The sequence below is a fragment of the Pseudomonas sp. USHLN015 genome (assembly GCF_037153275.1).
Lineage (GTDB): Bacteria > Pseudomonadota > Gammaproteobacteria > Pseudomonadales > Pseudomonadaceae > Metapseudomonas > Metapseudomonas tohonis.
Genome location: NZ_JBBCKP010000001.1, coordinates 405,327 through 430,923 on the forward strand (window position 1 = coordinate 405,327; position 25,597 = coordinate 430,923).

16 protein-coding genes are annotated in these 25,597 nt (G+C 70.3%); 9 read left to right on the forward strand and 7 right to left on the reverse strand.

Going from position 1 to position 25,597, the window contains the following annotated elements:
• The first annotated feature begins 245 nt into the window (after positions 1 to 245).
• Entirely contained in the window at positions 246 to 1,043 is a 798-nt protein-coding gene (locus tag WFQ67_RS01930) for an alpha/beta hydrolase (protein WP_337056038.1), read from the forward strand.
• A gap of 10 nt (positions 1,044 to 1,053) precedes the next feature.
• On the opposite strand, the gene recD is transcribed toward WFQ67_RS01930, so the two are convergent.
• The 4 genes from recD to recC all read right to left on the reverse strand — a co-directional run bounded on the left by recD (position 1,054) and on the right by recC (position 10,912).
• Positions 1,054 to 2,904 carry an exodeoxyribonuclease V subunit alpha gene (gene recD / locus WFQ67_RS01935; protein WP_337056039.1) on the reverse strand — a complete coding sequence of 617 codons (1,851 nt, stop codon included), beginning with the start codon at positions 2,902 to 2,904 and terminating at the stop codon, positions 1,054 to 1,056.
• The gene (gene recB, locus WFQ67_RS01940; RefSeq protein ID WP_337056040.1) at positions 2,901 to 6,440 is read right to left on the reverse strand and encodes an exodeoxyribonuclease V subunit beta; all 3,540 of its coding nucleotides are present in this window, start codon (positions 6,438 to 6,440) and stop codon (positions 2,901 to 2,903) included. Before recB ends, recD begins: the two co-directional genes overlap by 4 nt.
• Positions 6,437 to 7,522, reverse strand: coding sequence for a Fic family protein (locus WFQ67_RS01945; RefSeq protein WP_337056041.1), 1,086 nt, complete (start codon positions 7,520 to 7,522; stop codon positions 6,437 to 6,439). The genes recB and WFQ67_RS01945 overlap by 4 nt, the downstream gene beginning before the upstream one ends.
• Positions 7,523 to 7,663: 141 nt before the next feature.
• The gene (recC, locus tag WFQ67_RS01950) at positions 7,664 to 10,912 is read right to left on the reverse strand and encodes an exodeoxyribonuclease V subunit gamma (RefSeq protein ID WP_337056042.1); all 3,249 of its coding nucleotides are present in this window, start codon (positions 10,910 to 10,912) and stop codon (positions 7,664 to 7,666) included.
• A 263-nt stretch (positions 10,913 to 11,175) separates the two neighbouring features.
• On the opposite strand from recC, the gene WFQ67_RS01955 reads away from it, so the two are divergent.
• Both WFQ67_RS01955 and WFQ67_RS01960 read left to right on the forward strand, forming a co-directional pair.
• On the forward strand, positions 11,176 to 12,873 hold the full coding sequence (locus tag WFQ67_RS01955; protein WP_337056043.1) for a Na/Pi cotransporter family protein: 1,698 nt from the start codon (positions 11,176 to 11,178) through the stop codon (positions 12,871 to 12,873).
• A gap of 45 nt (positions 12,874 to 12,918) precedes the next feature.
• Positions 12,919 to 13,959, forward strand: a complete 1,041-nt coding sequence (locus WFQ67_RS01960) for an AraC family transcriptional regulator (protein WP_337056044.1) — start codon at positions 12,919 to 12,921, stop codon at positions 13,957 to 13,959.
• Positions 13,960 to 13,974: 15 nt separating this feature from the next.
• Here WFQ67_RS01960 and WFQ67_RS01965 read toward each other — a convergent pair whose 3' ends face one another.
• Both WFQ67_RS01965 and WFQ67_RS01970 read right to left on the reverse strand, forming a co-directional pair.
• On the reverse strand, positions 13,975 to 14,937 hold the full coding sequence (locus tag WFQ67_RS01965; protein ID WP_213627562.1) for an NAD-dependent epimerase/dehydratase family protein: 963 nt from the start codon (positions 14,935 to 14,937) through the stop codon (positions 13,975 to 13,977).
• Positions 14,925 to 15,878 carry a bile acid:sodium symporter family protein gene (locus WFQ67_RS01970; RefSeq protein ID WP_442969564.1) on the reverse strand — a complete coding sequence of 318 codons (954 nt, stop codon included), beginning with the start codon at positions 15,876 to 15,878 and terminating at the stop codon, positions 14,925 to 14,927. Before WFQ67_RS01970 ends, WFQ67_RS01965 begins: the two co-directional genes overlap by 13 nt.
• 144 nt (positions 15,879 to 16,022) lie before the next feature.
• Between WFQ67_RS01970 and WFQ67_RS01975 the strand changes: the two genes are divergently transcribed.
• From WFQ67_RS01975 to WFQ67_RS02000, 6 genes are all read left to right on the forward strand, one after another.
• Complete coding sequence (locus tag WFQ67_RS01975; RefSeq protein WP_337056045.1) at positions 16,023 to 16,328, forward strand: hypothetical protein; 306 nt, start codon at positions 16,023 to 16,025, stop codon at positions 16,326 to 16,328.
• Between the two features lie 163 nt (positions 16,329 to 16,491).
• A complete protein-coding gene (locus WFQ67_RS01980) occupies positions 16,492 to 18,723 on the forward strand; it encodes a putative bifunctional diguanylate cyclase/phosphodiesterase (RefSeq protein ID WP_337056046.1) in 2,232 nt (743 codons plus the stop codon).
• The gene (locus tag WFQ67_RS01985) at positions 18,720 to 20,303 is read left to right on the forward strand and encodes a methyl-accepting chemotaxis protein (RefSeq protein ID WP_337056047.1); all 1,584 of its coding nucleotides are present in this window, start codon (positions 18,720 to 18,722) and stop codon (positions 20,301 to 20,303) included. The genes WFQ67_RS01980 and WFQ67_RS01985 overlap by 4 nt, the downstream gene beginning before the upstream one ends.
• A 60-nt stretch (positions 20,304 to 20,363) precedes the next feature.
• A complete protein-coding gene (locus WFQ67_RS01990) occupies positions 20,364 to 21,755 on the forward strand; it encodes a M16 family metallopeptidase (protein ID WP_337056048.1) in 1,392 nt (463 codons plus the stop codon).
• Positions 21,756 to 21,846: 91 nt separating this feature from the next.
• Positions 21,847 to 22,884 (forward strand): DUF5924 family protein, encoded by a 1,038-nt coding sequence (locus tag WFQ67_RS01995; RefSeq protein ID WP_337056049.1) that lies wholly within the window; start codon positions 21,847 to 21,849, stop codon positions 22,882 to 22,884.
• Between the two features lie 219 nt (positions 22,885 to 23,103).
• Positions 23,104 to 24,129, forward strand: a complete 1,026-nt coding sequence (locus WFQ67_RS02000) for a DUF6602 domain-containing protein (RefSeq protein ID WP_337056050.1) — start codon at positions 23,104 to 23,106, stop codon at positions 24,127 to 24,129.
• Between the two features lie 152 nt (positions 24,130 to 24,281).
• On the opposite strand, the gene WFQ67_RS02005 is transcribed toward WFQ67_RS02000, so the two are convergent.
• Entirely contained in the window at positions 24,282 to 25,508 is a 1,227-nt protein-coding gene (locus WFQ67_RS02005; protein WP_213627549.1) for a nucleoside recognition domain-containing protein, read from the reverse strand.
• Between the last annotated feature and the right edge of the window lie 89 nt (positions 25,509 to 25,597).

A 25,597-nucleotide genomic window follows, 5' to 3' on the forward strand; every position in this document is an offset into this window, starting at 1 on the left:
GCCCACGGGCCCCGTTCTCGTTCCTGCCCACGCACTCGCCCCCTGACCGCCCCTCCCTGATCTAGAGTTCACCTGCACCCGCCGTTTCGCTTGCGCCTGGCCCCGGCCCCGGCGCTGGCGTGCGATGCCGTCGGCCGCCCGTGCTGAACCCCCCATCAACGCTGCGGTGTGCCACGGGTTCCGGTCATGACGGCTCATCGCCGGGCCGCGACCGGCCCCTCGCCGCAAGGAACGCGGAGTCACTCATGATCATCATCAGTTCGCGCAAGGACTTCTCCAATCCCGACCAGCTCTCCGAGACCGGCCACCTGATTCGCGAGGTGGACCTGGCCAACGACACCGTCACCGCCGTGCTGGACTTCAAGGACCTGCTGCACCTGGTCAAGGGCAAGCGCCTGCTCCTGCTGGTGCACGGCTACAACAACGAGCAGTACGAGGTGTTCGACTCCTACCAGGTGATCGAGCAGCAGGCCATGGTCCACCTCGCCGACGCCTACGACATGGTGCTCGGCTATTCCTGGCCCGGCGGCGACCAGAAGCTCGACTGGTGGCAGGCGAAGAAGCGCGCCAATGCCGTGGCGCGGATGTTCCGCTTCCTGCTGGACAACCTCGCCGGGGATGCCGGCGCCGTGGACGTGATGTCCCACAGCCTCGGCGCGCGGGTCACGCTCAAGGCTCTCAAGGGCTCGCCCGGGCGCATCGTGCGCAACTACTTCTGCACCGCGCCGGCGGTGGACAACGAATGCTTCGAGAGCGACGAGGAGTTCGCCGACGCCATCCCCTCCTGCGAGCGGGTCTACATCTTCCACTCCTCGCGGGACGAGGTGCTGCGCTTCGCCTACGCCTCCTCCGAGCGCGACCTGGCCCTGGGCCTCTACGGCCCCGAGGACAAGACCTATATCGAGGTGGCCACCCGTACGGTGTTCGTCGCCAACTGCAAGAAGGTGGTCTCCAACCATGGCGGCTACAAGCGCGCGGCGGCGGTGTACGACTACATCCAGGCCAGCTTCGCCGGTGGCCTGCAGCGCTTCGTCACCCTGTGAGAGCAGCCCGCTAGAACAGGTCCATCTGCCCGCCCGCAGGTGGCGCGGGCGGGGGCGGGACGGGGGCCGGTTCGGCCACCACCGGCTGGGCCTCGGCCAGGCGCGCGGCCAACCCGGCGGCGCGCTCGGCGCGGGTGCTCACCGCCTCGGCCAGGCGCTGCGGCAGGCCCCAGACCTCCACGCGCTGCTTGGCGCGGGTGATGCCGGTGTAGAACAGCGAGCGGCTGAGCAACGGGCTCGGCTGCTCCGGCAGCGCCAGCAGCACCTCGCGGAACTCCGACCCCTGGCTCTTGTGCACCGTCATGGCGAAGGCGCTGTCGTGGCTGGGCAACCGTGCCGGGGCGAAGGGACGATGGCCGGCCTCGCCCTCGAAGAACACCCGCAGGCCGTGGGCCGTGGGCAGGCAGATACCGATATCGCCGTTGAACAGTCCCAGGGCGTAGTCGTTCTGCCGCACCATCACCGCGCGCCCCGGATACCAGCGCTCGCGGCTGGCGATGCCCAGGCGCCGCTTGATCCGCGCCTCCAGCGCCTCGTTGATGCCGTTGACGCCCCAGGGCCCCTCGCGCTGGGCGGTGAGGGCGCGGAAGTCGGCGAAGGCGGCGAAGGCGGCCTGCGCACCACCCGTGCGCGCGGCGACGATGAAGGGCGCGTAGCCGGCGTCCAGGCGCTCCAGCAGCGGGCCTTGCAGCGGGCCGGGGTTCCAGCCGAGATCGGGGCGCGCCTCGCGCAGCAGTTCAAGGGTGCCCCGCGCGTCACCCGCATTGATGCGCCGCGCCAGCTCGCCGATGCCGCTGTCGCCGGCGAAGCGGTGGCTGTGGGTCAGCAGCACCACGGCGTCGCCCAGGCGCGAGCGCGGCTGCTCCACGGGCACGCGCTGGCCGGTGATGCGCTCCAGGTCGGCACTGGCGGCGGCGTCCAGGCCACGCCCCTCGCAGAGCTCGGCGAACACCGCGCCGGCTTCCACCGCCGAGAGCTGGTCCTTGTCGCCCAGCAGCACCAGGCGGGCGCCCGGCGGCAGGGCGTCGAGCAGCTTGGCCATCAGCGCCAGGTCCACCATCGAGGCCTCGTCCACCACCAGCACGTCCAGCGGCAAGGGGTTGTCGGCGTGGTGGCGCACCTGCGGGCTGTCGCCACGGCTGCCCAGCAGGCGGTGCAGGGTGCGCGCCTCCTCGGGCAGCAGGGCCTTGATGGCATCGTCCACCGGCAGCTCGGCCTTGGCGTTGCGGATGGCCTCGGCCATGCGCGCGGCGGCCTTGCCGGTGGGTGCGGCGAGGCCGATGGCCAGGCGCTCGCCGCCGGGCTGTTCGAGCAGCGCGGCGAGCAGGCGCACCACTGTGGTGGTCTTGCCGGTGCCGGGGCCGCCGGAGATCACCGCCAGGTTGCGCCGCACCGCCTGGGCGGCGGCCAGGCGCTGCCAGTCGGGCTGCTGGGTGTTGCGAGCGAACAGCCGGGCCAGGGATTCGGCCAGCCGCGCCTCGTCCACCGGCGGGCGGGCGCCGGCCATGGCCAGCAGGCTGGCGGCCAGGCGCGTCTCGTAGGCGTGGTAGCGACTGATGTAGAGGCGCTCGCCATCCAGGGTCAGCGGCGCGTAGCCACCGGGGCTGGCCACCAGCGGCGAGGCGCGCAGCGCGGCGAGCCAGTCGTGCAGGGCCGGCAGGTCGAGCCCGGCGGCGCCTTCGTCGAACACCCGCTGCCCGGCCAGGCGCGCCAGGGGCAGGCAGACATCGCCGTTGGCCAGGGCCTGGCAGCACAGCGCGGCGGCAGCGGTGACCGCCTCGCCGGCGTCAGGGTCGAGGCGCAGCAGGCTATCGGCGAAGAAACGCTCCAGCGGGCCCAGCGGCCATTCGGCGAGCTTCACGGGCGGCCCTCCTCGAACAGGCGATCCAGGGCATCGAGCAACGCATCGCCGGGGCGGTGGAAGTACACGCCGGCATCCGGCATGCCGCGCAGGAACAGGTAGTAGGCGCCGCCCAGCTGCTCGCTGGCGAAGCCGTCCAGGCGCAGGCGCAGGAAGCGCCGCAGCGCCACCAGGTAGATCAGGTACTGCAGGTGGTAGTGCTCGGCCGCGATGGCCTGCTCCAGGCGCTCACCGCCGTAGTAGCTGGCGTCCGGGCCCAGCCAGTTGGACTTGTAGTCGGCGATGTACCAGCGCCCCTGGTGCTCGAAGGTCAGGTCGATGAAGCCCTTCATGAAGCCGTTGAGGGTGTCGAACTCCAGACGCTCGGCGGCCGCGCGCATGGGCTCGGGCAGACCGTGGGCGGGGTCGGCCAGCACCGTGCGCAGGCCCTGGATGTCCAGCTGCGCCACCGGGAAGGTGAAGCCCAGCTCCGGCAGGCGCCGGCTCGGCTCCAGGCGCGACAGGGCGAGCCCCCGGCCGTCCAGGTCGGCATCCAGCACCTTGCGCAGCTGCTCGATGGCGATCGCCGCCCAGTCCTCCGGCAGGCCGTGGCCCAGCAGGTGCAGCGGCACCAGGTCCTCCAGCTCGCCCTCGCCGCGCACCCAGTCCTCCAGGATCGCGTGCAGGCAGGTGCCGGCACGGGCGCCACGGGGGAAGCCGTAGAAGCCGGCGCCCGGGTCGGTGGCCGGCGGGACGAAGAAGGCGTCGCGGTCCGGCGCCTCCATGTGCATGCCGGCGGCCAGGCCGGAGAAGCTGCCGACCCGCCAGGCGCTGTGCAGGCCGCGCTGCAGGTGCGCCAGGGCGGCCGGCGGCGCGGCGCGGGTTTCGCCCTGGGCGCTGGCCTCGGCGTCGCGGCAGGGCACCAGGGCGATGTCGCCGCCGCTGGCATCGGCCAGGCTCTGCAGCTCATGGCGCAGGCCGGCGCCATCCAGCGCGGCGAGGTGGCCGGCCAGTTCGCCGAGCAACGCCTCGCCGGGCAATTCACGGCCGTGCAGCAGCCAGGCGAGGGCGCTGCTGTGCAGGCCGTCCTCGGGCAGCTCGCCATCCTTCTTCGCCCTGGGCAGGGCCACCGGGCCCCAGTGCAGCCAGAGGCGGTCACGGGCGCGGGTCAGGGCCACGTAGGCCAGGCGCAGGCGTTCGGCGAAGCGCTCGCGCCGGGCACGCTCGCGGTTGTCGTCGTAGTCGGCGCCGCCCAGGTCCAGCAACGGGGTGCCGTCCTCGGCGTGGCAGGTGATGTCTTCGTCGCGGCGCAACAGCGCGCCGTCCCAGAGATAGGGGCAGAACACCAGCGGGTATTCCAGGCCCTTGCTGGTGTGCACGGTGACGATCTGCACCCGCTCGGCATCGCTTTCCAGGCGCAGCAGGGCATCGTCGCCATGGCTCTCGGCCGCGCGCTGGGCGTTGAACCAGGCCAGCAGCGGCTCCAGGCCCGGGCGCTGGAGGCTCTCGGCCTGCAGCAGCTCGGCCAGGTGCAGGAGGTTGGTCAGGCGGCGCTCGCCGTCGGGCAGGGCGATCAGCCGCTCGGCGACGCGCTGCTCGTCGAGCCAGGCGCGGAAAGCCCGCATGAAGCCTTGCTGCTGCCAGAACTGGTGGTAGCGCTCGGCGTCTTCGCGCTCCTGGTCCCAGGCGTGCTCGTCGTCCTGGCAGCGCGCCAGGGCCTGGGCGTCGCGGCCCAGCAGGCGGGTGGCCAGGGCATAGCGCAGCACGCCCTCGCGGCCGGGCTCGGCATAGGCGGCGAGCACCGCGGCCAGTTCCTCGGCCTCGGCGCTGTGCCAGACGCTGTCACGCCCGCGACGCACGCTGGGCACGCCACGCGCGGCCAGTTGCTCGGCCACGTCGCCCGCCTGGCGGTGGCTGGCCACCAGGACGGCGATGTCACCGCCGCGCAGGGGCGTGCGCACGCCGGCCTCGTCGAAATAGGCCTCGCCTCGGCCGCTGGCGGCCAGCAGGGCGGCGATGCGCCGCGCGGTGTCGATGGCCACGGCGTTGCCGGCCTCGCCCTTGCCCAGGGGCTCGTCGCCCAGCCACACCAGCTCCAGCGGCGCCCCCGCCTCGGGCAGCACCAGTTGCGCGCGGGCCTTGTCGCTGGCGCCCACGGGCGGGTAGGCCAGGCCCGGCTCGGCGAAGGGCAGGGGCCGGTCGAAGACGCGGTTGAGCGCGGCGATCAGCGCCGGCACCGAGCGGTGGTTGGTGTTCAGGCTGTACTGCCGCGCGGCTTCGTCGCGGGCCTTGAGGTAGGTGGCCAGGTCGGCGCCACGGAAGGCGTAGATCGCCTGCTTGGGGTCACCGACGAAGCACAGGTCGCCGCCCTCGTCCCCACCCGGGTAGATGCGCCGGAAGATGGCGTACTGCACCGGGTCGGTGTCCTGGAATTCGTCGATCAGCGCCACCGGGTAGCGTTCTCGCAGGGCGGCGGCCAGTGCCTCGCCGGCGGGGCCCTGCAGCGACTGGTCGAGGCGGTTGAGCAGGTCGTCGAAGGCCAGCATGCGCTGCGCAGCCTTGCGCGCCGGCAGCTCGCGGTTGAGGGTGTCGAGCAGGCGCACCTGCAGGTCGATGAGTCGCGCCTCGCCAGCGGGTTTGGCCTCCTCCAGCGCATCCAACAGATCCTGCAGCGCGGCATTGAGCGCGTGTCCGGGCAGCTCGAAGCCCTTCTTGCACGCCTTGGACAGGGCTTCGCGGCCCAGCTTCTCCAGGCCCGTGGGCGCGGCGAACAGCGCCGCCGGGTCGGCGAAATAGGCGTCCAGCTCACCCTGCCAGAGGGCGAACCTGGCGGCGTCGTAGCTGCGCCTGTTGAGCCCGTCGAAGGCGGCCAGGTCCGCCAGGCAGGCCTGTGCATCACGCAGCCAGATGTCCCGGGCGTGGGTCCAGGCCTCGCTGGCCGCGCCCAGGTCACCCAGCTCGCCGTCGCGCGGTTCGATGCGCAGGTAGGGCTTGCCCAGGTGCGAGCGCAGGCGCTGGCGCAGCGACTGCGGGGTGATGCGCTTCTGCGCGAGGAAACGCGCCCAGGCGGGCTCCGCCGCCGCCAGCTCGGCGCGCCACAGGTCGGCGAGCAGGCCGTCGAGCACCTCGCGGTCGTCCGCCGTCAACTCGCTGTCGAAATCGCCACCGGCCTCGAACGCCGCGTCCTGCAGCGCCCGCTGGCAGAAGCCGTGGATGGTGAAGATGGCCGCCTCGTCGAAGCCGTGCACCGCCAGCAGCAGGCGCCGATGGGCGTCCTCGCCCGGGTACTGCGCATGCAGCCCGGCGAGCACCGGGTCGGGCGCCTCCGCGCCTTCATAGACGGCGAGCAGCGCCGCCAGCCGCGCGCGGATGCGCTCGCGCAGCTCGGCCGTGGCGGCGGTGGTGTAGGTGACCACCAGGATCTGCCCCACGCCCAGCCGGCGCTCCAGCAGCAGCCGCGCGTAGAGCGCGGTCAGGGTCCAGGTCTTGCCGGTGCCGGCGCTGGCCTCGATCAGGCTGCGCCCGGTGAAGGGATCGTTGAGCAGGTCGAGGCTCATGCGTCGTCCCTCAGGTCGTCGCCGGTGAGCACCGCGTTCAGCGCCAGGTTGCTGTAGTAGTTGGAGCGACCGATCCGGCGTTTCTCAAGGAACCCACTGTCGGTGAGTTCCTGCAGGTAGCGCGTGGCGGTCAGGCGGGATACGCCCAGATCGCGCATGACAAACTCGATCTTGGTGTAGGGATGGGTAAACAGGTTGTTGATCAGGTCCTGGCTGTAGAACCTGTGCTGCGCCCGTATACGGTGCTTGTAGTCGAGCAGCGCAGCCTTGATTGCCTCGATCGTGCCGATGGCCCGGCGCGCGGTTTCCTCGACCGCCGCCAGCATGAACAGCACCCAGTCTTCCCATTGCCCATCGTCGCGCACGGCTTGCAGCAAGCGGTAGTACTCGGCCTTGTGACGCACGATATGGCGGCTCAGGTAGAGCACCGGGATATCCAGCATTCCGCACTTGAGCAGATACAGGACGTTGACGATACGGCCCGCCCGGCCATTGCCGTCGTAGAACGGGTGGATGCTCTCGAACTGGTGGTGGATCAGCGCCATCTTCACCAGCGGGTCGGCATCGAAAAGCTCGTCGTCGTTGATGAAACGCTCCAGGTCACGCATCAGCTCGACAACACGTTCGGCATCCTGAGGAGGCGTATAGACCACCCGCCCCAGGCCATCCTTAAGCGTGGTTCCCGGAAGCCGACGCAAACCTGCGTTGTTGCGCTCAAGCTCGGCCTGGATGTCGATGATCTGATTGGTCGTCAACAAGCCGGTTTCGCGCACGGAGGCGAATCCGACGTGGAGCGCCTGGCGGTAGCGCAGGACTTCCTTGGCAGCGGGGCTGTTGGAGGAATCGGGGAATGCATCGTCACGGAACAAATCGTCATGGGTGGTAACGATGTTCTCGATGGCCGAGCTGTCCTTGGCCTCCTGCATGCCCAACGTGTTGATCAGAATGCCCTGATGGGGAATGGACGACGCCACGCCCTTGAGCTCAGCCAGCGCGCGGCTGGCCGTGGTCAGTTTGCGGAGTATCGACCTGCTCTCGAAACGGGCCGGGTCGAGTTCGTGCAACCCGCGCAGATCAGCCATTGCGACAGACTCCCTTCGTGCGACGGAAATCACGATTTTCCGGCCCCCCAATACGAATACATATAGAAAGAGGCTGATTTCTATGCATGTTGGACCTGAAATGCATAGGGATATGCGCAAACGCATGACTATTGACGCCATTCATGCGTCCTCCTCCCCGTCGTCCGCCAGGGCGTCCAGGGCCGGGCCGAGGAGGGTTTCGGCGAGAAGCTCGAAGCGTGCGTCCAGCGGGTCGCGGTCGCGGAAGGCGAGGGCGTACCAGGGATCGCGGGATTCGCCCACGGGGCCGAAGTCGATGCCGTCCCAGGCGAGGCGCGCCTTGCTGCGGGCGGCGTCGAGGGGTTCCTTGCGGCCGGGCTTGCGCCAGCCGGAGGCGAAGCCATGGCTGGCCTTGGTCAGCAGCGGCAGGGGTTCGCACAGGGCTTCGCGGTAGGCGCGCAGCCAGGGCTCGAGCAGCGCCCCGGCGTCGGCCAGGGGGCCGGCCTGCCAGTCGCCGGCGGGCGAGAGCAGGCGGCTTTCACGGGCGATGCCGGGGGTGGCCGAGAGGTTGAGCAGCAGGTGGCGCAGCCAGAAGGGCGCCAGCTCCCATTCGCCGAGGCGGTTGAGGCGCCAGCCGAACAGGCCGTCTTCGGTGACGCCGTCCAGCCAGCCGTGGATGCGCACGCCGGCCAGGCTGATGTCCACCAGCAGCGGCTGCGGGGCGCTGTCCGGGCGCGCCTCGAACAGGCGCGGGGCGAAGGCGCGCACCGGGCCGCGCAGCTGGCCCCAGAGCGCATGGCCCAGCTCGCCGGTGGGCAGCCAGCCGGCGGCACGGGCGATGCGGCGTTCGTCCGCCTCCGACCAGCCGCGCTCCACGGCGTCCAGGGCCAGCTGGCGCAGGCCGCGCCAGGCGGGGCCTTCCAGGGCGAAGGGCTCGTCGCTGGCCAGCGCCTCCTCGGCCTCGGCCAGGCGCAGGCCCAGGCGCTGTTCGAGAAGGAAGCGCGCCGGGTGGCGGAAGCACTGGATGAGTTGCGCAGGTTCCAGGGCCAGCCAGTCGGCGTCAGGCTCGGGCAGCGGCAGGGCGAAGGGCGCGTCCGGCTCGCGGGGCACTTCGGCCAGGCGCTGCGCCGCCCGGAACCAGGGGGCGGAGAAGCCGGCATGGCTGCCACCGGCGAAGTTGCCGGAAGCGAAGGGCTGCAGCGGGTGGCTGATCAGCACTTGCTCGCTGGCCTTGGCGTCGCCTGCGGTGGCCGTGAGGTCGATGGTTTCCAGCAGCTCGCTGATCAGCACCGAGGGCGGCAGGTGCGCGTTGTCGCGCGGGTCGCGGCCCACGTAGCTGAGGTAGAGGCCGTCGCGCGCCGACTGCAGGGTTTCCAGCAACAGGTAGCGGTCGTCGAGGCGCCGCGCGCGGTCGCCCCGGCGCGGCTTGCGGGTGATCAGGTCGAAGCCGGCGGCAGGGGTGCGCCGGGGGAAGGCGCCGTCGTCCAGGCCGAGCAGGCACACCAGGCGGAACGGCAGGCTGCGCATCGGCACCATGGTGCAGAAGGTCACCGCGCCGGTGAGGAAGCCCGAGGCGCCGCTGCCGGCGTCCAGCGCGGCCACCAGTTGCTGGCGCACCAGGCTCATGTCGATGGGCCGCTCGATGCCCGCCGCCTCGGCCTGCTTGCGCAAATCGCCGCAGGCTTGGGACAGCAGCAGCAGGGTTTCGCCGGCCTCGCGCTCGTCGAACAGCTGGTCGATCAGGCCCTGCAGGGTCTCGGCCCAGTCCGCCAGCGGGCGCGGGCGGGCCAGGTCGTCGGCGAGATGCCCCAGGCGCTGGATGAAGCCGGCCAGACGCCCGAGCAATTGGGCGCGAGCGCCTTCCAGTGCGTCCAGCGGCCAGCTGTCGCCCAGCAGGGGCGGGGCATCGCCAGCCAACCGGGGCGGGGCAGCGAAGCCCAGCACCAGGCGCTCCAGGCCCTGGCGCCAGCTGAAGGCGTCCTCTTCCGGCAGGCCCAGGCGCGCGCGATGGCGGCCATCGCGGCCCCAGCGCACACCGGCCTCGCGCAGCCAGTCGCGGACCAGCGGCAAATCCTCGGCCTCGATGCCGGCGCGCACGGCCAGGGCCGGCTGCTCCAGCCAGCCGAGCAGTTCCTCGGCGGCGAAGCGGCTCTGGGCCAGGTCGAGCAGGGCGAGGAAGGCCTCCACCAAGGGCAGCTCGGCACGCAGGCTGCGGTCGGCGAGGCTGAAGGGGATGCGCGGCACGCCTTCGCGCGGGGCGAACACCGCCTCGATGTAGGGGGCGTAGCGCTCGATGTCGGGGGTCAGCACCACCACTTGGTCGGGGGTCAGCCCGGGGTCGGCGGCGAAGCGCGCCAGCAGCTGGTCGTGCAGCACCTCCACCTCGCGCAGGGGCGAATGGCAGACGTGCACTTCCAGCGAACGGTCGCCCGCGCGCAGGGCCATGCGCTCGTCGGCGCGGCGGGTGCGCAGGCGCAGGATGTCGTTCTGGATGGCGCGCAGCAGGCTGTCGTCGGCCAGGTCCTGGTCTTCGGCGTAGATGCCGACCTCCTGGCCGCCGAGGGTGAAGAGGGCATCGAAGAAATCCCGCCCCTGCTTGCCCAGGCTGGCCAGCAGCGGATGGCCGACATCGAGGTACCAGTCGTCGATGCCGGGCTCCGGCAGGGCGGCCAGCTCGCGGATGTCGCGGATGTCGCCCCAGGCCTCGCGGCAGGGGTTGAGGGCGAAGAGGATGACCTCGCAATGCCGCGCCAGCCCCTCCAGCACGCGCATGTGGTGCGGCGGCAGGCTGCTGATGCCGAAGACGATGAGCCGCTCCGGCAGGCCCTCGATGGGCGCGTCATCGTGCAGCCGGGCCAGCAGGTCGCCGAGCAGGCGCGCCCGGTGCGGGTGGCCGTCGGCGGTCAGCTCGCGCCAGAGCAGCGCCTGCCACTGTTCGTCGGCACCGAGGCCGAGCAGCTCGCCACGCTCCCAGGCGGCCAGCCAGTCGTCGCGGTACAGCAGGTACTGGTCGAGCACGTCGGCGATGCGCGCCGCCAGGGTCAGGCGGCGGCGCTCGTCGCCGCCGTCCAGGTACTGCGCCAGGCGCGGCGTGCGTTCGAGGTTGGCGGGCTCGCACAACCAGTCGTAGAGGCGCCAGGACAGGGTCACCGGGTTGAACGCCGATTGCGGCGGCAGCTCCCCCAGTGCCTGGCGGGTGAGGTCCCAGATGAAGCGCGCCGGCAGCTGGATGTCGAGCTGCATGGCGATGCCCTGGCGCCGCGCCAGCTGCAGGGTCAGCCAGCGCCCCATGCCCTGGCTGGGAACCACCACGCGCGAGGGCGCCAAAGGGTCGCGCTGGGGCTGCACGAGCAGGGTACAAGCCAGCTCGCCGAGGCTTTCCAGGTCGTTGGCGTGGTAGAGGTTGAGCATCGGAAGGTCGCGTCCGCAGGGATGCCACAGGTTATCAGTTCACCGAGGCTATCGGCACCGCGCGACAGGGTCTGTCGCCAGCTCCCAACGAAGCGGGGGCGGCGTTTTGCGACTTAACTGACGGGTAGAAAAGGTGACCGACAGGGGCGAACGGGACGCTGGCCGGCAAGTCAGAACATGACGGATATGTTACAAACCCGCCCCCCCATACAGTCGCTCCACCTCCAGGAGCGGCTCACGTCGTTACCGTCAGGAGGGAACCGATGCTGACATTGCTCAACCTGCTCTCCGCCGTCGCCCTGCTCGTCTGGGGCACCAACATCGTGCGCACCGGCATCCTCCGGGTCTACGGCAGCGACCTGCGCCGCTGGCTCAGCCACAGTATGAAGCACGCGCCCCTGGCCTTCGCCGCCGGCATCGGCGTCACCGCCCTGGTGCAGAGCAGCAACGCCACCGCGCTGCTGGTCACCTCCTTCGTCGCCCAGGGGTTGATGGGCCTTTCCTCCGGCCTGGCGATCATGCTCGGCGCCGACGTCGGGACCGCGCTGATGGCGCGGGTGCTGACCTTCGACCTGTCATGGCTGTCGCCGCTGCTGATCTTCTTCGGGGTGATTTTCTTCCTCTCGCGCAAGCAGACCCGCCTCGGCCAGCTCGGCCGCGTGGCCATCGGCCTGGGGCTGATCATCCTCGCGCTGCAGCTGATCGTCGCCGCCGCCGAGCCCATCACCACCGCCAAGGGCGTGAAGGTGCTGTTCTCCTCGCTCACGGGCGATGTGATGCTGGACGCCCTGACCGGTGCGCTGTTCGCCATGGTCACCTACTCGAGCCTGGCGGCCGTGCTGCTCAGCGCGACCCTGGCCGCGGCCAAGGTCATCCCGCTCAAGGTGGCGCTGTGCCTGGTGATCGGCGCCAACGTCGGCAGCGGCATCCTCGCCATGATCAGCGCCACCTCGCAGAACGCCGCCGGCCGCCGGGTCGCGCTCGGCAGCCTGCTGTTCAAGCTGGCCGGCTGCGCTCTGGTGCTGCCGGTGGTGGGGCCCGCGGCGGAGTGGCTGGACACCTGGTCCTTCTCCACCGCCGAGCTGGTGATCGCCTTCCACGTTCTCTACAACAGCGTGCGCTGCCTCCTGCTGCTGCCGCTGACGCCCTACATGGCGCGCTTCTGCGACTGGCTGCTGCCGGACCGCGAGCAGGCCAGCGACGTGGCCAAGCCGCGCCACCTGGACAAGAGCGCCCTGGACACGCCGAGCCTGGCCCTGGCCAACGCCGTGCGCGAGACCCTGCGCCTGGGCGACATCGTCGAGCAGATGCTGAACAACCTGCTGAAGCTGATGCGCGGTGGCGATCCGCTGCTGGGCAAGGAGATCCACCGCCTCGACGACGACATCGACGCCCTCTACACCGCCATCAAGCTGTACCTGGCGCGCATGCCCCGCGAGGACCTGAGCGAGCGCGACAGCCGGCGCTGGGCCGAGATCATCGAGCTGACCATCAACCTGGAGCAGGCCGGCGACCTGATCGAGCGCATGGTCGGCGACGTGCAGCACAAGAAGACCTCGCAGCAGCGCTCCTTCTCCGAGGCGGGCCTGGCGGACATCGCCGAGCTGCACAACCAGCTGGTCAACAACCTGCGCCTGAGCCTCTCGGTGTTCCTCAACGGCGACCTGGAGAACGCCAAGCGCCTTCGCCGCGCCAAGCAGCGCTTCCGCATCCTCGAACGGCGCCTGTCCCATGCCCACGTGGAGCGCCTGCACCAGCAGGTGGTGCAGAGCATCGAGACCAGCGCCCTGCACCTGGGCCTGATCAGCGACATGAAGCGTCTCAACTCGCTGTTCTGCGCCATCTCCTACGCCGTGCTGGACAACCCCGACGCACCGCCGGTGGCATTGGAAGACGGGGGCGTCGAGCCACTGGTCGAGGGCGATGTGGACTACCAGCCGGAGATCGGCTCCCACCGCTGAACGCGGCCCTTCCTGAGTAACGGCGGCTTGGGCAGAATCCAACCCATGAGCCCAACCGCCGCATCACCCGACCAGGCCTCGGTCAGCGCCAGCCTCACCCAGGCCATCCTCCACGCCGCCGAAAGCCTCGGCCTGCCGCGTGCCGAGCTTCTGGCCGCCAGCGGCCTGGGTGAAGCCCAATTGGGTGACCCTGACGCGCGCATCCCCTTCCGGGCCCAGGAAGTGCTGTGGAGCGCCATCGAATCGCGCCTTGCCCACCCCGAGCCCGGCCTGGTGCTGGGCCAGGCGCTCGCGCCCGGCCAGTTCAGCGTGCTCGGCTACCTGCTGCAGAGCAGCCCGACCCTGGGCGACGCCCTGGAAGCGGAGTTGCGCTACCAGCGCCTGGTGGGCGAAGGCGGCACCCTGGCGGTGGAGATCCGTGGCGACCAGCTCTGGACCCTGTACCGTCCGCTGCACCCGCACGTGCCCGCCACCCGCACGCGGGTACTGGCGCTGATGGCCTTCTGGATGCGCCTGATGCAGCCGCTGCTGGATGACTTCCGCCTGCTGCGTGCCTGCTTCATCCATTCGCGGCCCGAGAGCCTGGCCGCCTACGAGGACTGCTTCGCCTGCGCGCTGGAGTTCGACGCCCCCGACTACGCCCTGGTGCTGCCACTGAAGTTGCGGGGCGCCGCCCTGCGCCAGGCCAACCCGCCGCTCCAGGCATTGCTGCGCCAGCACGCCGAAGCCCTGCTCGCGCGCCTGCCCAGCGAAGGCCTGCGCGCCCGCGTAGTGGCACTGCTGAGTGCCCAACTGGCCCACGGGGAACCCGATCGCAGCGCCCTCGCCGCCAGCCTCGGCCTCAGCGAGCGCACCCTGCAACGGCGCCTTGCCGAAGAGGGCAGCAGCTACCAGCAACTGCTCGGCGACACCCGCCTGCAACTGGCCGAGCGTCACCTGCAGGAAGGCAGCCTGCCCATCGCCGAGATCGCCGTGCTGCTGGGCTACTCCGAACCCAGCGTGTTCTTCCGCGCCTTCCGCCAGTGGACCGGCAAGACCCCCGGCGAATATCGCCAGCAACAGGCAGGGCATCCGGCCAGGACGTAGGGTGCGGCGCCCGGCTCAGGCACGCGGCAACATGCCCCGCGCATCGAGGAACGCCAGGAACGCCTCGCGGCTGGAGTAACGCGGCCGGTAGCCGAATTCCTCCTTCAGGCGGCGGTTGGCGAGTACCGGGCGGTAGCGCAGGAAGTCCAGCTGCTCGGGGCCGTAGCGGGTCAGGCCGAGGGGCTTGAACAGCGCCAGCGCGGCGAGGATCAGCGTCGCCGGCAGCGGCCGGTAGGGCTTGCCGAGGATGGCGGCGATCTCGGCCATGCTCAGCGCACCGTCGCCGGCCAGGTTGTAGATGCCCTCGGCACCGCGCTCCAGGCCCTGGAGGATGATCGCCACCACGTCCTGGTCCCAGATGAACACGAAGCGGCTGTCGTGGCCGCGCACGCCCATCACCGAGGGTTTGTCGAAGAGCGCGGTGATCTGGTTGTCCACCCGCCGCCCGAGGATGGTGCCCGGGCGCAGCACCAGCTGGCGCAGCTGCGGGTGGCGCTCGCGGGCCTCGGCCAGCAGCTCCTCCACCTCGCGCTTGTGACGGGCGTAGGCGAAGGCGTCATGGCCGCGCAGCGGGTCGGCTTCGTCGATCCACTCGGCGTTCTCCGGGTAGTAGCCATAGGCGGCGCCGGAACTGGTCACCACCAGTTGCTCGACGCCATGGGTCGCCGCCGCCGCGACCACCGCGCGGGTGCCCTCGACGTCGATGGCGTGCAGGGTCGCCTCGCTCATCCCCGGCGGCGGGGTCACCACCGAAGCGAGGTGGACGATGGCCCGGGGCTTCCAGTGGGCGATGCAGGCTTCCACCGCCTCGGCCCGGGCGATGTCCAGTTGCACCTCCTCGACGTTCGCCCCCCGGGCGCTGGCCGGCAGCGGGCGGATGTCCGCGGCCACCAGGCTCCAGTCGGGATGCCGGGCGACCAGCGCTTCCAGCAACTGGTGGCCGATGTAGCCGGCGGCGCCGGTGATCAGGACGCGCATGGCAGGGCCTCCTCGCCGACCGGCAGCGGGCGGTTGCGCCAGAACGCCACCAGCAGCAGGCCGCTGACCAGGTGCCAGGTGCCCCAGAAGGCGGCCACCAGCGCCATGTTCGGCTCGCCGCCGAACTGGGCGAAGATCAGTCCCAGGGCGAGGCCGGAGTTGTGCATGCTGATCTCGATGACCATGGCCCGCAGGTTGGCCCCGCGCTGGCGGGCGAGCCTGGCCATGGCCCAGCCGAGGACGATGGCGCTGGCGTTGTGCAGCACCACGATGAAGAACACCAGGCCCAGGTTGTCGACGAACAGGCGCCAGTTGCCGGCCACCGCGCCGCCGACGAAGACCACGAAGGCCAGCAGCGAGAAACGCTTGAACCAGGGCATCACCCGGGTCGCCAGGCGCGGCCACAGGTTGCCCACCAGCATCCCGGCCACCAGCGGCAGGCCGAGCAGCACGACGACGCTGACGAGGATGCTGCCGCGATCCATCTGCAGCGCACTGAGGCGCCCGGCGAGGTAGGCCGAGGCCTCCGGGTTGAGGCCGCTGGTGAGGGCGAAGTTGAGCGGCAGAAGCACCAGCGCCAGCAGGCTGGACAGCGCCGTCATGCTCATCGACAACGCGGTGTTGCCGCGCGCCAGGTGGGTCATCACGTTGGAAAGGTTGCCGCCGGGGCAACAGGCCACCAGCAGCAGGCCCAGCTCCAGGCCGGGGTGCAGGTCCACCAGCAGGGTGACCGCGAGGGTCGCCCAGGGCAGGATCAGGCACTGCCCGAGCATGCCCGCCAGCACCGGCTGCGGCTGGCGCAGCACCGCGAGGAACTGCCCGATGCGCAGCTCCAGGGAAACACCGAAGATCATCACCGCCAGTACCAGAGCGAGGATCAGCTGCTGGTTCGCGTCGTAGTTCATGGCAAGGCCGCCCGTGGTTCTTGTTATGGTCGCCAATGTAACGGCAGATTCCTACAGACGGCAGTGGCCTACGCCGCCAGGCTCCGTGGCGATTCGCGACAGACTGACGCCGATCAATGCCGGACGACCGGGCGATGGCTAGAGTTCATAGCCAATTGCCATCAGCCGTAGCCCCCGACCATGGACAGCTCCGATCCGCCGATCGCCGCCATAACCGATCCCGCGCTCGCCTGCCTGCTGCGCGAAATGCTGCCCGCCATGGGCGTCGTCTGCGAAGTGATCACCGAAACCGGCCAATGCCAGCGCGCTCCGGTGTGCCGATGGCTCAAGGACGCGCCCCTCAGCGAAACCACCCGCTTGCGCCTGCTCCTCGACGAGGCGGTTACCGTGCTCGATCGCACCCGCCATGCCTTCAAGTCCCGGGAGCTCGGGCGTTTGCGTCGGCGCCTGGAGCAGGCGCTGGAAGAGTTGTCGCGCCCGGCCTGACTGGTGTACAACCTCGCGCTGCAAGGTTCCGCTCAGGGCGGAAACCGGCTTTGCCGGGCAGGACGCAAGGGCCTGCAAGACAAGGCGCCACGCGTGGCAGTTCATTGGAGCTGCCACGCGTGGCGCCTTTTTTATTGCCCGCAGGTTTTACGAGGGACGAGGTATGGGGTTCGCAACACAGCTCAAGGAGATGCTCGGCAGGATGGGCCTCGGCCGCCGCGAGATCGACCAGCGCTGCCGCTACCTGGACTGGCAGGCACTCGATGCCGCGCGCCTGAACCGCCAGGCGGAAGCGGTGGAGGCCCTGCACAAGGTATTCGTCGAAAGCCTCTACGCCCACCTCGAGCACTTCGAGCCGACCGCCAGCATCCTCCGCGACCCGGCGACCCTGGCACGACTGAAGGCCAGCCAGCTGGACTACTACCAGCGCCTGTGGAAGGGCCCCTACGACCGCGACTACGTCATGCACCGCCTGCAGGTAGGCCTGGTTCACCAGCATGTCGGCGTCGAGCTGAAGTGGTACCTCGGCGCGTACCGCCTGTACCTCGACCAGATGCTCACCGGCCTGCTCGGCGACAGCGAGTCCACCCGCACCCTGGGTAGCCTGATGAAAGCGGTGTTCTTCGACATCGCCCTGGCCATCGACACTTACAGCGCCGCCCAGCGCCAAGCCCTGGAGGACAGCGAGGCGCGCTTCGCACGGGCGTTGCGCGGCGCCAACGACGGCCTCTGGGACTGGGACCTGGAGCATGACCGGCTGTATATCTCCGAGCGCTGGGCGAGCATGCTCGGCCGCTCCCGCGATGCCTTCGGCGAGAGCAGTGCCGGCTGGTTCGCCCGCGTGCACCCCGACGACCTGCCGGCCCTGCGCCAAGCCATCGACACCCACCTGCGCGGTGACAGCCCCTGGCTCAGCCACGAATACCGCATGCGCCAGCAGGACGGCAGCTACCTCTGGGTGCTGGTGCGCGGCGTCGCCGAGGGCCACCGCATGGCCGGCTCGCAGACCGACATCAGCCAGCGCAAGGCCACCGAGCACCAGCTCAGCCACGCCGCGCGGCACGACCCGCTCACCGGCCTGGCCAACCGCATGCGCCTGGACGAGCTCCTGCAGCAGGCCCTGCAACGCCAGCTCAAGCCCGGCGCGCGCCAGGCGGCGCTGCTTTTCATCGACCTCGACCGTTTCAAGCTGATCAACGACAGCCTCGGCCACGCCGTCGGTGACCGCGTGCTGGTGGAGGTGGCCCATCGGCTGGAACGCTGCCTGCGTCCGGGCGACCACCTGGCGCGCTTCGGCGGCGACGAATTCGTCGTGCTGCTCGACGACCTCGCCTGCCTGGGCGATGCCGAAGTCGTCGCCCAGCGCATGCTCGACAGCCTGCACCAGCCGCTGCACCTGGACGAACGCACCCTGGTGGTCAGCGCCAGCATCGGCATCACCGGGCTCCAGGCCGAGGGCCAGACCATCGACGCGCTACAGGCCGCCGACCTCGCCCTGTACCGCGCCAAGGAGGCCGGCAAGGCGCAGATCGCCCGCTACAGCAGCGACCTGCAGGCCGCCGCCAAGAACCGCCTGGACCTGGAAAGCGCTCTCGCCCAGGCCCTGGCGCGCGATGAGTTCGAACTGCATTACCAGCCCATCTGCCGAACCGACCAGGGCCAGCCGCTGCTGGTGGGCGTAGAGGCCCTGCTGCGCTGGCGCCAGGGCGACCTCCTGGTGCAGCCGGCACAGTTCATCCCGGCGCTGGAGGAGTCCGGCGAGATCATCGCCGTCGGCGACTGGGTGCTGCGCGAAGCCTGCCGCCAGACCCGCACCTGGCAGCAGGAAGGTCAGCGGGACCTGCGCTGCTCGGTCAACCTCTCCAGCCGCCAGCTGCACCAGCCGGGCTTCGCCACGCGGCTCAAGTCGATACTCGAGGAATCGGGCCTCGCCCCTTCCAGCCTGGTGCTGGAGATCACCGAGAGCCTGCTGATGCAGGACGGCGCCGACACCCTCGCCTGCCTGCGCGAACTGGCCTGCCAGGGGGTGCGCCTGGCGCTGGACGACTTCGGCACCGGTTATTCGTCCCTCGGCTACCTCAAGCGCTTTCCGCTGCACATCCTCAAGGTCGACCGCAGCTTCATCGACGGCGCACCCGAGGACCCCGAGCTGCGCGCCATTTCCCGCGCCATCATCGGCCTGGGCGGCAGCCTCGGGCTGGAAGTGATCGCCGAAGGTGTCGAACGCCCCGAACACCTGGACTTCCTCGCTGCCGAGGACTGCCACTACGCCCAGGGCTTCTGGTTCAGCCGTCCCCGTCCGCCCGAGGCGCTGGAGCGCCTGTTCAACGGCGAGGAATGCTTCGACGGGCACTGGTGCCTGCTGCCCGAAGCCACCACGAGAGCCACCCCATGAAACGCAACCTGCCGGTCAGCGGGCGTGCCGTCGCCTTCGCCGACGACGCCAACATCCTCTCCACCACCGACCTCAAGGGCGTGATCACCCACGTCAACCAGGACTTCGTCGATATCAGCGGCTTCAGCCGCCCCGAGCTGATCGGCCAGAGCCACAACCTGGTGCGCCACCCGGACATGCCGGCCGCCGCCTTCGCCCACCTGTGGCGGACGCTCAAGGCCGGGCGCAGCTGGATGGGCCTGGTGAAGAACCGCTGCAAGAACGGCGACCACTACTGGGTCAGCGCCTTCGTCACCCCGGTGGTGCGTGACGGCCAGGTGCTGGAATACCAGTCGGTGCGCACCCGCCCCAGCGCCGAGCAGGTGCAGCGTGCCGAACGGGCCTACGCCCGGCTCGAGGCCGGCCGCATGCCCGCCCGCGCGCGCCTGCCACTGCACCTGCGCCTGCTCGCCGGCCCGGCCCTGGGCATGGCGCTGGGCCTCGCCCTGTACCAGGCCCTGGCGCCCTATGGCCTGCTCACCGCCGTGCCGGCCTGGGGCCTGGCGCTGGGCTGCGCGGGGCTGGTGCTGCACCGCCAGTTGCGCCCGCTGCGCGAGCTGCTGCACCGCGCCCGTGGCATCGCCGACAACCCGCTGAGCCAGGCGGTCTACGGCCAGCGCAGCGACGAATTCGGCCAGCTCGGCTTCTGCCTGCAGATGCTGGAGATGGAGACCGGCGCGCTGGTCGGGCGCATCGCCGAATCCTCGCGCCAGCTCGCCGAACACGCCGATGAGCTGGCCGCCGCCGTCGCCCACGGCAGTGCCGGCAGCCACCGCCAGCAGCTGGAGACCGACCAGGTGGCCGCCGCCGTCGGGCAGATGGCCGGCAGCGTCCAGGAAGTGGCGCGCAGCGCCCAGCAGAGCGCCTGCGCCGCCGACCAGACCGACGACGCCGCGCGCATCGGCCAGCACGAGGTGAGCGCGACCCGCGCCCGCATCGCCGAGCTGGACGAGGAGGTGCGCAACGCCACCCGCGTGGTGCGCGAGCTGCAGGACCACAGCAGCGCGATCGGCCAGGTGCTGGACGTGATCCAGGGCGTCGCCGAGCAGACCAACCTGCTGGCCCTGAACGCCGCCATCGAGGCCGCGCGGGCTGGGGATGCCGGGCGCGGCTTCGCCGTGGTGGCCGACGAGGTGCGCGCCCTGGCCGGGCGTACCCAGCAGTCCACCGCGCAGATCAACCAGATGATCAACAGCCTGCAGAGCGGCGCCGAGCAGGCCGTCGCGGCCATGCAGCGCAGCTGCGCCCAGGCCGAGAGCAGCCTGGCCCAGGCCCAGCGCGCGGCAGAGTCCCTGGAGCGGATCAACCAGCAGGTCGGCGCCATCAACGGCATGAGTTTGCAGATCGCCAGCGCGGTGGAGCAGCAGAGCGCTGCCAGCGAGGAGATCCAGCGCAGCCTGGCAACCATCCGCCGCGCCGCCGACGACAACGCCAACAGCGGCCTGTGCAGCCAGCGCAGCGCCGGCGAGGTGGCCGGCCTGGCCGCCGACCTGCGCCAGCTGGCCCTGCAGTTCTGGAGCAGCCGCCGCGGCCTGGGGTGATTGCGCAGGGGCGGGGGCGATCCGCTATGCTCGGCGCTTCCTCGCCATCAGACCCATGTCATGCGCTACCTGCTCTGCCTGCTGCTCCTGCTCGGCACCCCGGTGCACGCTGCCGACCGCAACAAGGTCGAAGGCTACGAACTGCAGAACGGCCTGCAGGTGATCCTCAAACCCACGCCCGAGCGTGGCCATGTCGCCATCCGCCTGGTGGTGGGCGTCGGCTTCGACGACTTCGCCTGCCGCGACAAGGAGCTGCCGCACCTGCTGGAGCACCTGTTCTTCAGCGGCCTGGACGGTGACGGCGAAGCGGGCCTGGAGGCGCGCATGCAGGCCCTTGGCGGCGAATGGAACGCCTTCACCAGCACCAGCGACACCGCCTTCGTCATCGAGGCGCCGGCGCAGAACCAGCGCAAGGTACTCGACCTGCTGCTGCAGGTGCTCGGCGACACGCCCCTGGACGACACCCGCATCGCCACCGCCAAGCAGGTGGTGGAGCGCGAGGGGGGCGGCCACTACTCGCACCTGGAGCGCCTGCTGGACCAGCAGGACCTGGGCCGCGAGGCCCACGAGCAGCTCGCCGTCGAACTGGGCCTGGCCTGCGCCGAGCGGCCCCAGGTGGCGCACCTGCAGCGCGAGGCCCTGGAGGCCCTGCGCCACGACTGGTACGCGCCGAACAACATGAGCCTGATCGTCGTCGGCGACCTCGATCGCCTGCTGCCGGCCTTCATCGAGCGCCGCTTCGGCGCCCTGGCGCCGGTGGAGGTGCGCGAGCACCCGGAGCTGCCCACCAGCAACGGCAACGCCGCCGAGCGCCGCACCCTGCGTCGCGGCCTGGTGGGCGAGAGCGCCACGCTGCACTGGATCTTCCCGGAACCGGAGGTGGCGGGTGCCGACTACGCCGCCTGGGAACTGCTCAAGGATTACCTGGACTGGGAGCTCTACCAGCAGCTGCGCATCCAGGGCGGCCTGTCCTACGGGCCCTGGACCGAGCGCCGCGCCTTCGGCGCCGAGGTCTTCCTCAGCCTCAACGCCGACCTGGAGCGCGACGACGTCGAGCCCGCCCTCGCGGTGCTGCGGCGGATCACCGCCCGCCTGCGCGACCAGGGGCTGGACCCGGCCACCTTCGAGCGCCTGCGCGGCCTCGCCATCAGCCGCCAGGCCTGGGCGGCGCAGGGCAACACCGCGCTCGCCGACTACTACTGGGGCGCCCTGGGCGACTACCAGGACGGCCACTTCGGTGACGAAGCCGCCGCCCTGCGCGCGGTGACGCCGCAGCAGGTCGATGCGATCGCCCGCGAACTGTTCCGCCAGCCGGGCTACATCCGCATCGAACAGCCGCTGCTGGGCTATGACCAGCTGGGCTGGCTGCTGCCGGCGCTGCTCGCCCTGGCCCTGCCCGGCGCCCTGCTGTGGCACCGGCGCCGCAAGGCCCCGCGCACCGCGCCCGCCTGAGCCGCAGGCCGTCGGCCCGGCCGTCGCGCGCCTTCTCAGGCCGGCGGGCGGGCAGTATCCTGCGGCCCCCGCAGCCTTGTCCGACTTGCCCATGTCGATCTGGAAGAACCGCCTGCTCGCCCTGATCGCGCTGATCCAGCGCCACCCCCGGCTCATCGCGCTCTACGGCTTCTGCTCGGGTGTCGGCAGCTTCCTGCTGGTGGACCGCGGGGCGCGCCTGGCCAAGGTGATCGCCATCATCATGCTGGTGAGCTGGGTCTGGCTGCTGCTGGAGAACCTGTTCCGCAGCAGCATCGAGCGCCTGTTCAGGATCGAGCTGCCGCCACCGCTGACGCGCTTCCTGACCCAGCTGATCCACCAGGAAAGCCTGTTCTTCGTGCTGCCCTTCTTCCTCATCACCACCAGCTGGAACAGCGGACAGGCCCTGTTCACCGGGCTGCTGGCGGTGGCCGCGGTGGTTTCCATCACCGACCCGCTGTACAACCGCTTCCTCGCGCCGCACCGCTGGCTGTTCCTCGCGTATCACACGCTGACCCTGTTCGCCGTGTTGCTCACGGCGCTGCCGATCATCCTCCACCTGACTACCGCGCAGAGCTTCGAGTGGTCCCTGGGCATCGCCGTGCTGCTGTCGTTCCTCAGCCTCTACAGCACCATCCGCGTGCAGCGCTGGTGGCGCGGCCTGGCCCTGGTCGGGCTGACCCTGGCACTGGGCGCCGCCGGCTGGCTGACCCGGGTGATGGTGCCGCCGGCGACTCTCTGGCTGACCGAAGTGGCGGTGACCCCCGAGCTCGACGACCACCAGCGCACCCCCGGCAAGGGCGTGCACACCGTCACCGCCGCCGACCTGCGCAGCGACGGCCTCTACGCCTACACCGCGATCAATGCGCCGCGCGGGCTGAACGAGCGCATCTATCACCTGTGGCGTTTCGAGGGCAAGGAAGTGGACCGCATCGCCCTGGACATCCACGGCGGCCGCGACAAGGGCTACCGCGCCTGGACCCACAAGCAGAACTTCCCCGCCAACCCGGTGGGCCACTGGCAGGTGCGCGTGGTGACCGAGGCCGGCCAGATGATCGGCACCCTGCGCTTCGAGGTCACCGACGACCCGCTGCCGCCCAAGCCCCACTGAGCCCCGGCGCAGCGCAGGCACGACCGTAGGAGCGAGCTCTGCTCGCGAAGCCGTTGGCGTTGCTACGCACCGCTTGGCGACTGAAGTCGCCCCTACAAGGTCCCTGGGCAGACGGCCGCCCGTAGGGGCGTGCAACCCGCCTCCAATCGCGAATGAATTCGCTCCCACAGGCTCAGGGCCTGTAGATTCCCCTGCGCTCACCCACTCAAGGAAGAAGCCATGGCCATCATCAGCGACTGGGCGAAGTCCATCGCCCGGGTACTGGAAAGCAGCTTTGCCGTCAGCAGCACCATCGCCGATCACTCAACCGTTCTCGGCGATGCGCGTGAGAGCTTCATCCGCGATGTGCTCAAGCGCTTCCTGCCGAGCAACATCAGCATCGGCTCGGGGCAGATCGTCGATAGCGAAGGCGGCATCTCCAGGCAGATCGACCTGATCATCTACCGCAACGATTTCCCCACCCTGCGCACCTTCGGCTCGGCGGACGTGTACCTGATCGAAGGTGTGGTCGCCACGGTGGAGGTCAAGTCGCAACTCAACGAGAAGACACTGTTCGAGGCCCTGGAGAACGGCAAGTCGGTGCGCAACCTCAGGCCTTCGTTGCTCAAGGCCTCGCTGGACGACTACAGCCGCTGCGTCTTCGGCATGCCGCACACGGAACTCTCGATCCAGCAGTACAACTCGCTCATGGGCCTGGTGCTGCCGCCCACCTACGTCTACGGCTATCGCGGCTTCACCGCCAACAGCCTGGAAGACCTGCGCGGGAGCCTCAACCGCTGGCACAACGTGCCCAACGCCGCCGGCGAACTGGACGTCACGCTGATGCCGGAAGTCATCGCCGCCCAGGGCTGCGTGAGCCTGAAGAACCTCAGCAACTTCCTCGACCTGCCGCGCCCGGGTGCGGACGACCTCGAGGCCTGTCGCCGGTCATACAACCAGACGATGAACGCTGCCCTCGGCAAGCAGGCGTTCTACTCGGCCTTCCGCACCAGCGAGCAGGCGCGCTTCGACTATGGCCTGGCCCTGAAGACTTCCGCGACGCCGCTGCAGTACCTGATTTCCAGCCTGCTGGAGACGGTGATCTCGCGCATCGGCCACCAGCAACTGGGGGGTACCGCCATCCAGTACAACCTGTTGCGCTACCACATGACCGAGGACATGGAAGGGGGCTGGTCCGGCGCGGCGGTGAACCTCACCAACGTGCGCGACCCCAAGCTGGACTTCGCCAAGGCCAAGGGGCTTTGAGCCCCTGGCGGCGCTGGGCGAATGAATTCGCCCCTACGAGGCTGGGCGCGGGCCGTAGGGCGGGTGCGGCCCGCGCAGCCAATCGCGAATGAATTCGCTCCCACAGGCTCGGCAGGTAGCCGGGCTTCAGCCCGGGAATCGCCGAACCGGGATCAGCCGAAGAACCAGTAGCACACCAGGATCGAGGCGATGACGCCGGCGAGGTCGGCCAGCAGGGCGCAGCCCACGGCATGGCGGGCGCGCTGGATGCCGACGGCGCCGAAGTACACCGCGAGCACGTAGAAGGTGGTCTCGGTGCTGCCCTGGACGGTGGCCGCCACCAGTGCGGGGAAGCTGTCCACGCCCTGGCTCTGCATGGTCTCGATGAGCATGGCGCGGGCGGCGCTGCCGGAGAACGGCTTGACCAGGGCCGTGGGCAGGGCGTCGACGAAGCGCGTATCCAGCCCCGCCCATTCCACCAGCAGGCGGATGCCGTCCAGGCCGAACTCCAGGGCACCGGAGGCGCGCAGCACCCCCACCGCGCAGAGCATGGCCACCAGGTACGGCAGCAGGCTCCTGGCGACGTCGAAGCCTTCCTTCGCGCCCTCGACGAAGGTTTCGTACACCGGCACCTTCTTCAACGCCCCGACGAACACGAACGACAGGATCAGGCCGAACAGCACCAGGTTGCCCAGCAGCGACGACAACGCCGCGAGGGCGGTGGCGGAAAGGCCGGCCAGCACCGCCATGAAGCCGCCCAGAAGCAGGGCGCCGGGCACCAGGTAGGCGAGCACCACCGGGTCCCAAAGCCTGAGGCGCTGCATGACGGCCACCGACAGCAGGCCCACCAGGGTGGAGGCGCTGGTGGCCAGCAGGATGGGCAGGAACACCAGGGTCGGGTCGCCGGCGCCCTGCTGCGCGCGGTACATGAAGATCGACACCGGCAGCAGGGTCAGGGACGAGGCGTTGAGCACCAGGAAAAGGATCTGCGCGTTGCTTGCCGTGGTGGCGCTGGGGTTGAGTTCCTGCAGGGCGCGCATGGCCTTGAGACCGATGGGCGTGGCGGCGTTGTCCAGGCCCAGGCCGTTGGCGGCGAAGTTGAGGGTGATCAGCCCCAGGGCGGGATGCCCCGGTGGTACCTCGGGCATCAGCCGGTGGAACAGGGGGCCGAGCAGGCGCGCCAGCGCCTCCACCAGGCCGGCCTTCTCGGCGATACGCAAGAAGCCCAGCCACAGGGTCAGGGTGCCGAACAGGAGGATCATCACCTCGACCGAGAGCTTGGCCATGGCGAACAGGCTTTCCACCATGGCCGCCCAGACGCCCGGGTCGCCGCCGATCCAGCGCACCAGCGCCGCCGTCGCGGCGACCATGAAGAAGCCGAGCCAAAGGCCGTTGAGCATGGACGATCCCCCGAAAGACGATGCGCGGATGATAGCGGCGCAAAGCCGGCCCGCGCCAGGAAGCCGCCCGGCAATGTCATGAAAGCCAT

Excerpts from the sequence above, each read along its gene's own strand:
- WFQ67_RS01965 (WP_213627562.1), bottom strand. The coding sequence starts at position 14,937 with ATGCGCGTCCTGATCACCGGCGCCGCCGGCTACATCGGCCACCAGTTG.
- WFQ67_RS01960 (WP_337056044.1), top strand. The coding sequence starts at position 12,919 with ATGAGCCCAACCGCCGCATCACCCGACCAGGCCTCGGTCAGCGCCAGC.
- WFQ67_RS01945 (WP_337056041.1), bottom strand. The coding sequence starts at position 7,522 with ATGGCTGATCTGCGCGGGTTGCACGAACTCGACCCGGCCCGTTTCGAG.
- WFQ67_RS01985 (WP_337056047.1), top strand. The coding sequence starts at position 18,720 with ATGAAACGCAACCTGCCGGTCAGCGGGCGTGCCGTCGCCTTCGCCGAC.
- WFQ67_RS01975 (WP_337056045.1), top strand. The coding sequence starts at position 16,023 with ATGGACAGCTCCGATCCGCCGATCGCCGCCATAACCGATCCCGCGCTC.
- recC (WP_337056042.1), bottom strand. The coding sequence starts at position 10,912 with ATGCTCAACCTCTACCACGCCAACGACCTGGAAAGCCTCGGCGAGCTG.
- WFQ67_RS02005 (WP_213627549.1), bottom strand. The coding sequence starts at position 25,508 with ATGCTCAACGGCCTTTGGCTCGGCTTCTTCATGGTCGCCGCGACGGCG.
- WFQ67_RS01990 (WP_337056048.1), top strand. The coding sequence starts at position 20,364 with ATGCGCTACCTGCTCTGCCTGCTGCTCCTGCTCGGCACCCCGGTGCAC.
- recB (WP_337056040.1), bottom strand. The coding sequence starts at position 6,440 with ATGAGCCTCGACCTGCTCAACGATCCCTTCACCGGGCGCAGCCTGATC.
- WFQ67_RS02000 (WP_337056050.1), top strand. The coding sequence starts at position 23,104 with ATGGCCATCATCAGCGACTGGGCGAAGTCCATCGCCCGGGTACTGGAA.
- WFQ67_RS01930 (WP_337056038.1), top strand. The coding sequence starts at position 246 with ATGATCATCATCAGTTCGCGCAAGGACTTCTCCAATCCCGACCAGCTC.
- WFQ67_RS01980 (WP_337056046.1), top strand. The coding sequence starts at position 16,492 with ATGGGGTTCGCAACACAGCTCAAGGAGATGCTCGGCAGGATGGGCCTC.
- WFQ67_RS01955 (WP_337056043.1), top strand. The coding sequence starts at position 11,176 with ATGCTGACATTGCTCAACCTGCTCTCCGCCGTCGCCCTGCTCGTCTGG.
- WFQ67_RS01995 (WP_337056049.1), top strand. The coding sequence starts at position 21,847 with ATGTCGATCTGGAAGAACCGCCTGCTCGCCCTGATCGCGCTGATCCAG.